This is a genomic window from Muricoccus harenae, assembly GCF_009848505.1.
Classification (GTDB): Bacteria; Pseudomonadota; Alphaproteobacteria; order Acetobacterales; family Acetobacteraceae; genus Roseomonas; species Roseomonas harenae.
The window spans coordinates 98,714-110,178 of sequence record NZ_WWDL01000015.1 but is presented as its reverse complement, the minus strand read 5'-3'; the positions used below and the strand labels follow the sequence as shown (position 1 = coordinate 110,178).

Below are 11,465 nucleotides of genomic sequence, written 5' to 3'. Positions count from 1 at the left end.
TCCCTGGTGACGCTGGCGCACAAGGCCAGGATCACCTTGCGGCAGAACTACAACCGCTTGGCTCCGCGCCTGGCAGCGCAAGCGGGGCGGCACGCCCATGCCCGGCAGTTCCGGCGCATGCGCAAGGCGCTGCGCACGCTCAAGGGCTACACGGGCCGCGTCCTGCGCGACATCGGCCGCAAGCTCGGCGCCGTCCCCGAAGGAGGGCTCAGGACGCGGATCGAGCAACGCATGGCGCTCGTCACTCGCCTGCTGCGGCAGACGCCGAAAGGGCCCAACAAGATCTACGCCCTGCATGAGCCGGAGGTGGACTGCATCTCCAAGGGCAAGGCCCGCATCCGCTACGAGTTCGGCTGCAAGGTCAGCATCGCCACCACGCTCGCCGGCGGCTTTGTCGTCGGCATGCGCTCCATGCCCGGTAATCCCTATGACGGACACACCCTCGCGGACGCCCTCCAGCAGGTCGAAACCCTCACCGGGCGATGCCCCAGCCTCGCTGTGGTCGATCGCGGCTACCGCGGCCATGGCGCCCACGGCACCAAGGTCCTCATCAGCGGCACACGGCGTGGCCTGACGCCGAGGCTGACAAGACTGCTCCGGCGCCGCAGCGCCATCGAACCCGAGATCGGCCACATGAAGACCGACGGACGCCTCGCCCGCTGCGCCCTGAAAGGCACGATCGGCGACGCCATCTTCGCCGTGCTCTGCGGCTGCGGGCACAACATCCGCAAGATCCTCGCCCACCTCAGGGCTCTTTTGGCCGCTCTCATCGCCAGCCTCATCCAGGCGATCGACCGGGCGGAACGCAACCAGATTACCGCCCACGCAGCCTGATGGGGTTATTCAAGGCCGACTACCTGATCGGGCGCGGCGAGGTGACGGTGCTCGATCCAGGGCCGGTGGATGAGGCGCATCTCGACGCCATCCTGCGGGCGGCCGCGGGGGAACGGGTGACGCGGATTCTCGTCTCCCACACGCATCGCGACCATTCCCCGGGGGTGGCGCCGCTGGCGGCCGCGACCGGGGCCGAGACGCTAGGCTTCGGCCCGCATCTGACCCCGCCGGGCGAGGGGGAGGGCGGCGACCACGACTTCTCCCCGGACCGGCGGCTGGCGGATGGCGATGCGGTGGAGGGCGATGGCTGGCGGCTGACGGCGCTGCACACGCCCGGACATTGCGCGAACCACCTCTGCTTCGCGCTGGAGGCCGATGCCTTCCTGGCGCCGGAGGGCGTGCTGTTCAGCGCCGATCATGTGATGGCATGGTCAACCAGCGTCGTCTCGCCGCCGGATGGCGACATGGCGGATTACATGCGCTCCCTGTCCCGCATCGCCGCGCGGGGCGACCGGCTGCTGCTGCCGGGGCACGGCCCTGCGCATGACAATCCGGCACCCTTCATTGCGGGGCTGATCGCGCATCGCGAGGAGCGGGAGGCGCGGGTGCTGGAAGCGCTGCGTGGGGCCGGGGAGGTGGTCACGGCCGCGGCGCTGGTGTCCGCCGTCTATGGCCCGACGCTCGATCCAAGGCTCGCGCCAGCCGCGGCCCGTAGCCTATTGGCACATTTGGAGAAGCTGGCTGGAGAGGGTGCTGCCCTGTCGGAGGACGGGTCCTTCCGCGCTGCCTGAGGCACCCGGAACCCGAAGAAAACGATATCGGCCAGGGAGTTCCACCCCGGCCTCACTTTACCGGTGCCGTTCCAGGCGCCGCGTGTCCCGCCCCTGGTACCAGATCAGGGGCCGCGTCTCCCGCTCCGCTTCTGGCATCGCCATCAGGTCCCGGAATTCACCCAGCACCTTCGCGGTGATGGGGGCAAGCTCATGGGGCGGCGTTTCGTCCACGCGGTAGAAGGCGAGATGCTCTAGTTCCCCTGAACCGCCGAAGCTCCCCGTGACGGTTTCTGCAGGCGCGATGAGGAAGCGGGCGTTGAAGCGGACCGGGCTCATCGCGGGGGTGAGGGCACGGCAGAGATAGCTCAGTGGCGCCAGATCGGCCCGAAGGTGGCCGGCTTCCATGGTGCCGAGGACGAGGCCGGTTTCCTCGTGCAACTCGCGGATGGCGGCGACGGCGATGGCCCGTGCCAGGCGGGGCGCGGCGCGCAGTTCCAGCGCCCGGCGCGTATGGGGCTGCAATTCGGAGGCAACGGGCGCGGTGCGGTCCTCCACGTCCACGCGGCCGCCGGGGAAGACCAGGCGGCTGGGCATGAAGCGGTGCTTCACGCTTCGCACGCCCATCAGCACTTCAAGCCCGGCGCTGCTGCGGCGCCAGAGGAGGAGGGTGGAGGCATCACGCGGCCGGACCGGCTTCGGCGGCGCCGCTTCGCCGGCCGCCGTGAAGTCGGTGGCACGCATGGGTTCCGGCATCGGGCGTCCTCTCCGTGGTGGTTGACGTCGTTCTAGGGCGGGGTCTGGCCTTGCGGAAGGCGGGGCCGTACCGAAGCTGGAGAGTCAACCGCGAATCGCTCGCAAGCCGTTGTTTTCGGGGCTCACAGAGCCGTGGGCGCCTTGACATGGCAGGGCAGGCGACGCATCTCCCTGCCATACCGGACCGCAGGGGTCTGGTATCATCGAACGGACGGAAGCAGTCACCGTGTTGCGCTTGTCCAAGCTCGCGGATTACGCGGTCGTCCTTCTCTCCCGGCTTGGCCAGGAGGGGGGGCTGCACACCGCACCCGCCCTTTCCGTTGCGACCGGCATTGCCGAGCCGACGGTGGCTAAGGTGCTTCGCATCCTGTCCCAGAGCGGGCTGGTAGAAGCGCAGCGCGGCGCGCGGGGCGGGCACAGGCTCGCCCGGCCGACCTGCGCGATCCCACTCTCAGAGGTGATCGTGGCGGTGGACGGTCCGATCGCGCTCACGGCCTGCGTGGATGGCGCGACCGGCGGTTGCGAGGCGGAGGGGCATTGCCCTGTTCGCGGCCGTTGGGATCCCGTGAACCAGGCGGTCCGCGCCGCCCTTTCCGCCGTCACCATCGCCGATGTCGCGCGGCCGTCCTGCAGCGATCTGCACCACCGCGCCCCCGTTTCCCCCGCCGCCCACCTGGCTGCCGAGTAAGGGACCGCCTATGCCCGCCGTCGAAGAGACCCTTGATACCGTACGTGACGCCACCCAGGGCGCCTACAAGTGGGGGTTTGAGACCGATATCGAGATGGAGTTCGCGCCGAAGGGCCTGAACGAGGACATCGTCCGCTTCATCTCCGCCAAGAAGAACGAGCCGTCCTGGCTGTTGGAATGGCGCCTGCGCGCCTTCCAGGCCTGGCAGGGCATGGAGGAGCCGCGTTGGCCCGCCGTGACTTATCCGCCGATCGATTACCAGGACGCGTATTACTACGCGGCGCCGAAGGAGAAGATCGGGCCGAAGTCGCTGGACGAGGTCGATCCCGAACTTCTCAAGAGCTATGCCAAGCTGGGCATCCCGCTGAAGGAGCAGGCCATCCTGGCCGGCGTCGAGGGTGCGGGCGATGTGCCGGCGGATGGCGGGCGCATGCCTGTGGCCGTGGACGCCGTGTTCGACAGCGTGTCGGTGGCCACCACCTACAAGCACCGGCTGGAGAAGGAGGGAATCATCTTCTGCTCCATGTCCGAGGCCGTGCAGAATCACCCGGATCTGGTGCGGAAGTACCTGGGAACCGTGGTGCCGCATACGGACAACTTCTTCGCGGCGCTGAACAGCGCGGTCTTCACGGATGGCAGCTTTGTCTACATCCCGAAGGGCGTGCGCTGCCCGATGGAGCTGTCCACCTATTTCCGCATCAACGCCAAGAGCACGGGCCAGTTCGAGCGGACGCTGATCATCGCTGATGAGGGCGCGACGGTGTCCTATCTCGAAGGTTGCACCGCGCCGCAGCGTGATGAGAACCAGCTGCATGCCGCGGTCGTCGAGCTGGTGGCGCTGGACGATGCCTCGATCAAGTACAGCACCGTGCAGAACTGGTACCCGGGCGACGAGAACGGCAAGGGCGGCATCTACAACTTCGTCACCAAGCGTGCGGCCTGCCGCGGCAAGCGGAGCAAGGTGAGCTGGACGCAGGTGGAGACGGGTTCCGCCATCACCTGGAAGTACCCGTCCTGCATCCTGCAGGGCGAGGACTCGGTGGGTGAGTTCTACTCCGTCGCCATCACCAACAATCATCAGCAGGCCGATACCGGCACGAAGATGATCCACTTGGGCAAGAACACGCGCAGCACCATTGTCTCGAAGGGCATTTCGGCCGGCAAGGGCCAGAACACCTATCGCGGCCTGGTGCGGATCAGCCCGAAGGCGGCGAATGCGCGCAACTTCACCCAGTGCGACAGCCTGCTCATCGGCGATCTCTGCGGGGCGCATACGGTGCCCTATATTGAGAATCGCTGCATGACGGCGAAGACGGAGCATGAGGCGACGACGAGCCGCATCGCGGAGGATCAACTCTTCTACTGCCGGCAGCGCGGGCTGTCGCAGGAAGACGCGGTGGGCCTCATCGTGAACGGCTTCTGCCGCGAGGTGCTCAAGGAACTACCGATGGAATTCGCGGTCGAAGCGCAGAAGCTGCTTCAGATCAGCCTGGAAGGGAGCGTCGGGTGAAAGCCCGCCGCGAAGGTATCTAGTCATGCTGCGCATCGAGAACCTGACCGCCGAAGTCGAAGGCAAGCCTATCCTCAAGGGTGTTACGCTCGAGATCCCCGATGGCGAGATCCACGCCGTCATGGGGCCGAACGGAGCCGGCAAGTCCACGCTCTCCTACGCGCTCGCGGGACGGGAGGGCTATGAGATCACCGGTGGCTCCGTGCTCCTGAACGGACAGGATCTGCTGGAGATGGAGCCGGAGGAACGGGCGGCCTCTGGGCTGTTCCTGGCCTTCCAGTATCCGGTGGAACTGCCCGGGGTGGGCAACGCCAACTTCCTCCGAACCGCGCTGAACGCCATCCGCCGCACGCGCGGCGAGGCCGAGGTGGATGCGATGCAGTTCCTGAAGCTGGCACGCACCCGCATGAAGGAGCTGTCCATGCCGGAGGACATGCTGAAGCGCGGCGTGAATGTCGGCTTCTCCGGCGGCGAGAAGAAGCGGAACGAGATCCTGCAGATGGCGCTGTTGCAGCCGAAGATCGCCATCCTGGACGAGACCGATAGCGGCCTCGACATCGACGCGCTGAAGATCGTGGCCGATGGCGTCAACGCCATGCGTGGCCCGGACTTCTCCGCGCTGGTGATCACGCATTACCAGCGGCTGCTCAACCATATCGTGCCCGACCGGGTACACGTGCTGGCCGATGGCCGCATCGTGGCCTCGGGCGGGCCCGAGCTGGCACATCGGCTTGAGGCCGAGGGCTATGCCGGCGTGCTGGACGAGGCGGCATGAACATCGACGCACCTTCAGGCAACGCCGCGGCCTTCCTGCAGCGCTATGCCGGGCTGGCCGATCGGCTTCCCGGCGCCAGGGTTGAGGCCGTGCGCGCCCTGCGCGACGCCGCCGCCGAGACGCTGATGGCCGGCGGGCTGCCGAGCCGGCGCGTGGAGGCCTGGCGCTATACCGACCTGTCGCCGATGCTTCGCGCGGAGTTCCGTGAGGCGCTGACGGCGGTCGATGGGGCAGTGGCGCTGCCGCCGGCGCGGGCGGAGCGGCGCGCCGTCTTCGTGGATGGCCGCTTCCGGGCGGACCTCTCCTCGCTGGACGGGTTGGATGCCGAGGCGCTGGCAGATGTCGTCGGCGATGTGGCGCCCCGGCTGAACACCGTGGCCGCCGCGGCGCAGCCGATGGTGATGCTGAACACGCTGCTCTTCGAGGACGGGCTGGTGCTGGATGTGCCGGCGGGCGTGGATGCCGGGCGGCTGGAGCTTCTGTCGGTCGTCTCCGGCGAGACCGCGAGCACCATCCATCCGCGACACCTGATCCGGCTGGCGCGCGGCGCGCGACTGGTGCTGCTCGAGACGGCAATGTCGGCCTCCGGCGCACGGCACCTGCATAACCCGGTCTTTGAGATCGAGGTCGCCGAGGACGCGAAGATCACCCATGTCCGTGTGCAGCGAGAGGCGGAGAGCGCTTACCACCTCGCGCATCTCGGCGTGCGGGTGCAGACGGGCGGCACCTATGATGGCTTTGTGCTGAATGCCGGCGGGCGGATCAGCCGCAGCGAGACCCATCTGGCGCTGCTCGGGCCGCGCGCGGCCGCGCATCTGAACGGCGCGCAGCTGGTGGCGGATGGCCAGTTGGCCGACACCACCACGGCGCTGGACCATGCGGCGCCGAACTGCGCCTCGCGCCAGACGGTGAAGACGGTTCTGGCCGGGCGGTCGCGCGGCGTGTTCCAGGGCAAGATCCTGGTGCGGCGCGAGGCGCAGAAGACCGACGGTTACCAGATGAACCAGGCGCTGTTGCTGTCGGAAGAGGCCGAGATCGACAGCAAGCCGCAGCTGGAAATCTACGCCGATGACGTGAAGTGCAGCCATGGCGCCACCGCTGGCGCGCTGGATCCGGACAGCCTTTTCTATCTGCGGGCGCGCGGCATTCCGGCGGACACGGCGCGCTCTATACTGGTGCGGGCCTTCCTGCAGGAAGCCGTCGAGATCGTCGAGGACGAGGTCGCACGGGATGCGCTGGAGGACGCCGTGACTGGATGGTGGAACCAGCATGGAGAGGCCGCGTGATGGATGGCAGCCTGCGTGCCGGTTTCGACGTGCAGCGGGTGCGGCAGGATTTTCCCATCCTGAACACCAAGGTGCATGGCAAGCCGCTGGTCTTCCTGGACTCCGGGGCCTCGGCGCAGAAGCCGCGCGTGGTGCTGGATGCGATGCTGCGGATGATGGAGACGTCCTACGCCAACGTCCATCGCGGCGCGTATCACCTGAGCGAAGCCTCTACCGCGGCTTATGAGGCGGCGCGGGAGGCCGTTGCACGCTTCCTCCACGCAGGCGATGTGCGGGAGGTGGTGTTCACCTCCAACAGCACCGTGGCGATCAACCTTGTGGCTCATTCCTACGGGCGTGGGGTGATGCGGCCGGGCCAGGCTGTGGTGGTGTCCGAGATGGAGCACCACGCGAATTTCGTGCCCTGGCAGATGCTGGCGGAAGCGCATGGAATTGAGCTTCGCATCGTGGGCATCGACGATGCCGGCGAGCTGGACATGGCTGATCTGGAAGCCAAGCTGGCCGACGGGAAGGTCGGGCTGGTGGCGGTCACCCATATGTCGAACGTGCTGGGCACGGTGACGCCGGCGGCGCGGATCGCCGCCCTGGCTCATGCGCATGGGGCGAAGGTGCTGTTCGACGGTTCCCAGGCGGCGGTGCACCGGCGCGTAGATGTGCAGGCGCTGGACGCGGATTTCTACGTCTTCACCGGGCACAAGCTCTACGGCCCCACCGGCATTGGCGTGCTCTGGGCACGGCTCGCCTTGCTGGAGGAGATGCCGCCCTTCCTCGGCGGCGGCGACATGATCACCGAGGTGACGCGGGAAGGTTTCCTGCCGGCGCCGGTACCCGCGAAGTTCGAGGCCGGCACGCCGCCGATCGTGGAGGCGGTGGGGCTGCATGCTGCGATCGACTATGTCACCTCCATCGGCATGGAGGCCATCGAGGCACATGAGCGCTCGCTGGTCGATCACGCCATGACGAAGCTCTCGGCCATCGAGGGGCTTGAGGTGCTGGGCCGCGCGCAGGATCGCGGCGGCGTCTTCTCCTTCGGGCTGGAGAACGCCCATGCACATGACCTTTCCACCTTGCTGGACCGGGTCGGGATTGCGGTACGTGCCGGGCGGCATTGCGCGGAGCCGCTGCATGTCCGGATCGGGCGCGACAGCACCTGCCGCGCATCCTTCGGCATGTACACGACGCATGAGGAAGTCGATTTCCTGGCGGAGGCGCTGACCTCCGCGCGGAGGTTCTTTGCCTGATGTTCGACGATCTGCGTGACCTCTACCAGGAAGTGATCCTGGACCATGGGCGGAAGCCCCGTAACTTCCGGCGGCTGGATTCGCCCGACCTGAATGCGCGCGGCGACAACCCGATGTGCGGCGACCGGATGGAGCTGTTCCTGGACATGGAAGGGGATCGCATTGCCGATGCTGCCTTCCAGGGCCGGGGCTGCGCCATTTCCATGGCCAGTGCCTCGCTGATGACCGAGACGGTCAAGGGTAAGACGGCCGGGGAGGCGCGGGAGCTGGCCACGCGGTTTCGCGAGCTCGCGATGACCGGCACTTGCCCGGATTGCGGCGCTTCCCTTGAGGAGGAGATGGACCGGCTCCAGGCGCTTTCGGGCGTGCATGAGTTTCCCAGCCGGGTGAAATGCGCGACGCTGGCCTGGCATACCCTCAACACCGCCCTCGATGGCGGGAAGGAGGCTTCGAGTGAGTGAGCAAGCCGGCGTGACGCATGAGGCCTGGTCCCCGGACGGCCCGATCCCGCCCACCAAGGTGAGCGAAGTCGCCGTGTTGGACGCCATCAAGACCGTCTACGACCCCGAGATCCCGGTCGATATCTATGAGCTGGGCTTGATCTATGCTGTCGAGATCGAGGATGACGGCGCGGTTAAGATCGACATGACGCTCACCACCCCCTCATGCCCCTCGGCCCAGGAACTACCGGGCATGGTGGAGGAGGCGGTGAAGGGAGTGCCGAACGTCACCTCGGCAAAGGTCGAGATCGTCTGGGATCCGCCCTGGGACCAGTCCCGCATGAGCGAGGACGCCAAGCTGGCGTTGAACGTGTACTGATGGAAGGCCACATGGAAGGCACCATGAGCACCACCACCACCCAGGCCCCCAAGCCGCCCCGGGCCCTCCCGCCGCTGATGTCGCTGTCCGAGACGGCGGCGGAGCGGCTTCGCGCCCTCTATGCGAAGGGGGATGGCAAACTGTTGCGCGTCGCTGTCTCCACCAAGGGCTGCTCGGGCATGTCCTACCAGATGAATTGGGTGGATGCGGCTGGCCCCGGTGACGAGACGGTGACGGATAAGGGCGTCACCGTGCTGGTGGACCGCAAGGCGACGCTGTTCCTGATCGGTACGGTGATGGATTACGAGCAGAAGGCCATGTCGGCCGGCTTCACCTTCACCAATCCGAATGAGAAGGGCCGCTGCGGCTGCGGCGAGAGCTTCCACATCTGAGGCGGAGCCCCGAGCGGGGCTCCGCGCTCCTGGCCTAGCGGCTGGCGGTTCAGACCACGCTGGACCATTCCGCCGGGATGAGGCGGTAGCCGTTTCCTTCCTTCATGACGATGCCATTGGCCGGGAAGGGCCAGTGGTAGGCAACGCAGCGGATGCGGTCTGCCGCCAGCTGGTCGAAGACGCGCCGGCGCGTGGCCTCGGCCATCACCGGGTCCATGTCGAAGATGACGTGCCAGCCGGGGTTGGTGAGGTTGAATTCCGGCCGGCTGGTGAGGTCGCCAAGGACCATGGCCTGGGCGTCGCCATCCGAGACATGGAACGAGGTGTGCCCTGGCGTGTGGCCGGGCGTGTCCATGGCCCGTAGGCCAGGCAGGATCTCGGCACCGTCGGCGATGCGCTCAATCCGCGACTCATAGGGCGCGAAGCGGCGGCGCACATTGGCAAAGGCCGGGCGCAACGCCTCCGGCGCGCGGCTGGCCTGGCCCTCATCCATCCAGAAGGCCCACTCCTTCTCCGGCACAACGATGCGGGCGCGCGCGAAGGCGGCGCCGCCCGAGCCGTCAAGCAGCCCGCCGATATGGTCGCCGTGGAAATGGGTGAAGGCGACGATGTCGATCGAGGCCGGATCGATGGCGGCGGCGGCGAGATTCGCCTGCAACTGGCCGATGCGGCTGTCGGAGGCGGTCTGCGGGCCGTTGCCGGTGTCGAACATCACCGTGCCCCGTGCGGTGCGGAGGACGGGGATGGTGAAAGGATTCACCAGCCGCGCCGGGTCCAGCCCCTGGGCACGCATGGAGGTCGCGACTTCTTCCGGCGTGGCATTGCGCACAAAGCCCTGGGTGGGATCGGGGCGGATGGCCTGCCCGTCATGCACCATGGTCATCACATGCTGGCCCACGCGGAACCGGTAGAAGCCGGGGGCCTGGGCTGGTGGAGCAGGCGGCGCCGGCGCCTGGGCCGCCGCCCCGCCTGCCATGCCGGCCAGGAGCGCCGGAGCCGCGAGCCCCGTCGCCAGAAGCATGCGTCGGTCCATCGATTCGATTCCTCTCGGAGAGAGAGGAGAATTTTGGTCTTTTCGCCGGCGATCAAGCCCCACGTGAGAGGGTGACGACGGCTTCCACCTGCGAGGACCAGAGGAACTGGTCTACTGCCACCGCCTTCTCCACCCGCCAGCCCGGGGCGCGGGCGAAGGCGGCGAGGTCCCGCGAGAGGGCTGTGGGGTTGCAGGAGACGTAGATCACCCGAGGGATGGTGGAGCGCGCGAGGATGGCGACCTGCTCCGCCGCGCCGGTGAAGGGCGGGTCAAGCACCAGTGCGGCAACACCCTTCAGCTCGGCCGGCAGGAGCGGCTGACGCACCAGGTCGCGCCGCGTGGCCTTGATGCGCGCGCCCGCGCGCCCGGCGGCGGATTGCAGGGCGGAGGCGCTTTCCGCCGCCCCTTCATAGGCTTCGACCCGGCCTCTCCCAGAAAGCGGGAAGGAAAGGGTCCCGAGGCCCGCATGCAACTCGATGATGCGGGGCTTGCCCGGCATGCGCTTCGGCAGCCCGTCCAGCACGGCGGCGATGATCGCGGCCTCGCCCTGCGGCGTGGCCTGGAGAAAGGCGCCGGGTGCTGGGGAGACGGGGGCACCCGAAAGGGACACCTGCACAGGGCCGTTCTGGGCGGCGATCTCGGGCGCGTCCCGCGTGCCCTCCTTCGACCAGGCGATGCGGGGAATGGAATGGGCGGCCGCGAAGGCCGCGAGCTTCGCCCGGTCTGCAGGGGTGAGGGCGCCATCTGTGCGGAGCCAGAGGTCCGGCCCGGTATCGAGCAGGTTCACCATGGCCGATCCGGCGCGGCGCATGGCCGAAAGGGAGGTGGCCAGCGCACGGAGCGGGGCGACAAGGGCGAGAATCCGCGGGTCGATGACGAAGCAGATCGTCATGTCGAAGGGCTCGGCGGAGCCGCGCGCATGGAAGCCGATCGTGACGCCATCCTGTCGGCTACGCAGCGCGAAATCAGCGCGGCGGCGGCTGTTGGGCGGGCTGGGGACGGCCGGGGCGACCGGGATGTCGCCGAAGCCGGCACGGGCCAAGGCCTCGGACACGCGGGCGGCCTTCCAGGCGGCAACGGAGCCCGCCGCCCAATGCTGGACGGCGCAGCCGCCGCAAATCCCGAAATGGGGGCAGGGAGGGGGAGCGCGATCCGGCGCCTCGGTCTCGAGGGCCATCAGGGCGGCGGCACGGCCGTCACCACGCGCGGGGCCGGGCTCGGCCTGCACCACCTCGCCGGGAAGGGCGAAAGGGATGAAGATGGGGCGGCCCGCCTCATCCCGGCCGATCCCGTCGCCTGCGGCGCCCATGGCTTCAACGGTCACGCGCATGGCGGCCCCACTTGCTGCTGGAGGGGCGGAG

13 protein-coding genes are annotated in these 11,465 nt (G+C 68.1%); 10 read left to right on the top strand and 3 right to left on the bottom strand.

The window, feature by feature from the left end; all coding sequences use genetic code 11:
• Positions 1 to 834: IS5 family transposase (locus GSE44_RS12775; protein ID WP_159349208.1), on the top strand; the 834-nt coding region annotated here is incomplete at its 5' end.
• On the top strand, positions 834 to 1,625 hold the full coding sequence (locus GSE44_RS12770; RefSeq protein ID WP_159349207.1) for an MBL fold metallo-hydrolase: 792 nt from the start codon (positions 834 to 836) through the stop codon (positions 1,623 to 1,625). The genes GSE44_RS12775 and GSE44_RS12770, both read left to right, overlap by 1 nt.
• Positions 1,626 to 1,682: 57 nt before the next feature.
• On the opposite strand, the gene GSE44_RS12765 is transcribed toward GSE44_RS12770, so the two are convergent.
• Complete coding sequence (locus GSE44_RS12765) at positions 1,683 to 2,360, bottom strand: NUDIX hydrolase (protein WP_235924766.1); 678 nt, start codon at positions 2,358 to 2,360, stop codon at positions 1,683 to 1,685.
• Positions 2,361 to 2,586: 226 nt separating this feature from the next.
• Here GSE44_RS12765 and GSE44_RS12760 point away from each other — a divergent pair, with 226 nt between their 5' ends.
• Genes GSE44_RS12760 through GSE44_RS12725 form a run of 8 tightly spaced genes read left to right on the top strand, consistent with a single transcriptional unit; the run spans position 2,587 to position 9,071 of the window.
• A complete protein-coding gene (locus GSE44_RS12760; RefSeq protein WP_159349206.1) occupies positions 2,587 to 3,048 on the top strand; it encodes an SUF system Fe-S cluster assembly regulator in 462 nt (153 codons plus the stop codon).
• A gap of 10 nt (positions 3,049 to 3,058) precedes the next feature.
• Positions 3,059 to 4,558: a Fe-S cluster assembly protein SufB gene (gene sufB / locus GSE44_RS12755; protein ID WP_159349205.1), complete on the top strand. Its 1,500-nt coding sequence runs from the start codon at positions 3,059 to 3,061 to the stop codon at positions 4,556 to 4,558.
• A 25-nt stretch (positions 4,559 to 4,583) separates the two neighbouring features.
• The gene (gene sufC / locus GSE44_RS12750) at positions 4,584 to 5,333 is read left to right on the top strand and encodes a Fe-S cluster assembly ATPase SufC (protein ID WP_159349204.1); all 750 of its coding nucleotides are present in this window, start codon (positions 4,584 to 4,586) and stop codon (positions 5,331 to 5,333) included.
• Complete coding sequence (sufD, locus tag GSE44_RS12745; RefSeq protein ID WP_159349203.1) at positions 5,330 to 6,619, top strand: Fe-S cluster assembly protein SufD; 1,290 nt, start codon at positions 5,330 to 5,332, stop codon at positions 6,617 to 6,619. Before sufC ends, sufD begins: the two co-directional genes overlap by 4 nt.
• Positions 6,619 to 7,860, top strand: coding sequence for an aminotransferase class V-fold PLP-dependent enzyme (locus tag GSE44_RS12740; RefSeq protein ID WP_159349202.1), 1,242 nt, complete (start codon positions 6,619 to 6,621; stop codon positions 7,858 to 7,860). Before sufD ends, GSE44_RS12740 begins: the two co-directional genes overlap by 1 nt.
• The gene (sufU, locus tag GSE44_RS12735) at positions 7,860 to 8,321 is read left to right on the top strand and encodes a Fe-S cluster assembly sulfur transfer protein SufU (RefSeq protein WP_159349201.1); all 462 of its coding nucleotides are present in this window, start codon (positions 7,860 to 7,862) and stop codon (positions 8,319 to 8,321) included. Before GSE44_RS12740 ends, sufU begins: the two co-directional genes overlap by 1 nt.
• The gene (locus GSE44_RS12730; protein ID WP_328799075.1) at positions 8,314 to 8,679 is read left to right on the top strand and encodes an SUF system Fe-S cluster assembly protein; all 366 of its coding nucleotides are present in this window, start codon (positions 8,314 to 8,316) and stop codon (positions 8,677 to 8,679) included. The genes sufU and GSE44_RS12730 overlap by 8 nt, the downstream gene beginning before the upstream one ends.
• Positions 8,680 to 8,702: 23 nt before the next feature.
• Positions 8,703 to 9,071 (top strand): HesB/IscA family protein, encoded by a 369-nt coding sequence (locus tag GSE44_RS12725; RefSeq protein ID WP_159349199.1) that lies wholly within the window; start codon positions 8,703 to 8,705, stop codon positions 9,069 to 9,071.
• A 49-nt stretch (positions 9,072 to 9,120) separates the two neighbouring features.
• Here GSE44_RS12725 and GSE44_RS12720 read toward each other — a convergent pair whose 3' ends face one another.
• Together GSE44_RS12720 and GSE44_RS12715 are read right to left on the bottom strand one after the other, a co-directional pair.
• On the bottom strand, positions 9,121 to 10,104 hold the full coding sequence (locus tag GSE44_RS12720) for an MBL fold metallo-hydrolase (RefSeq protein WP_159349198.1): 984 nt from the start codon (positions 10,102 to 10,104) through the stop codon (positions 9,121 to 9,123).
• A 52-nt stretch (positions 10,105 to 10,156) separates the two neighbouring features.
• The gene (locus GSE44_RS12715) at positions 10,157 to 11,434 is read right to left on the bottom strand and encodes a class I SAM-dependent RNA methyltransferase (RefSeq protein WP_201306054.1); all 1,278 of its coding nucleotides are present in this window, start codon (positions 11,432 to 11,434) and stop codon (positions 10,157 to 10,159) included.
• Between the last annotated feature and the right edge of the window lie 31 nt (positions 11,435 to 11,465).

Bases quoted from the DNA above. Each gene is read 5' to 3' on its own strand.
- sufC (WP_159349204.1), top strand. From the start codon at position 4,584: ATGCTGCGCATCGAGAACCTGACCGCCGAAGTCGAAGGCAAGCCTATC.
- GSE44_RS12770 (WP_159349207.1), top strand. From the start codon at position 834: ATGGGGTTATTCAAGGCCGACTACCTGATCGGGCGCGGCGAGGTGACG.
- GSE44_RS12740 (WP_159349202.1), top strand. From the start codon at position 6,619: ATGGATGGCAGCCTGCGTGCCGGTTTCGACGTGCAGCGGGTGCGGCAG.
- sufU (WP_159349201.1), top strand. From the start codon at position 7,860: ATGTTCGACGATCTGCGTGACCTCTACCAGGAAGTGATCCTGGACCAT.
- sufB (WP_159349205.1), top strand. From the start codon at position 3,059: ATGCCCGCCGTCGAAGAGACCCTTGATACCGTACGTGACGCCACCCAG.
- GSE44_RS12715 (WP_201306054.1), bottom strand. From the start codon at position 11,434: ATGCGCGTGACCGTTGAAGCCATGGGCGCCGCAGGCGACGGGATCGGC.
- sufD (WP_159349203.1), top strand. From the start codon at position 5,330: ATGAACATCGACGCACCTTCAGGCAACGCCGCGGCCTTCCTGCAGCGC.
- GSE44_RS12725 (WP_159349199.1), top strand. From the start codon at position 8,703: ATGAGCACCACCACCACCCAGGCCCCCAAGCCGCCCCGGGCCCTCCCG.
- GSE44_RS12720 (WP_159349198.1), bottom strand. From the start codon at position 10,104: ATGGACCGACGCATGCTTCTGGCGACGGGGCTCGCGGCTCCGGCGCTC.
- GSE44_RS12765 (WP_235924766.1), bottom strand. From the start codon at position 2,360: ATGCCGGAACCCATGCGTGCCACCGACTTCACGGCGGCCGGCGAAGCG.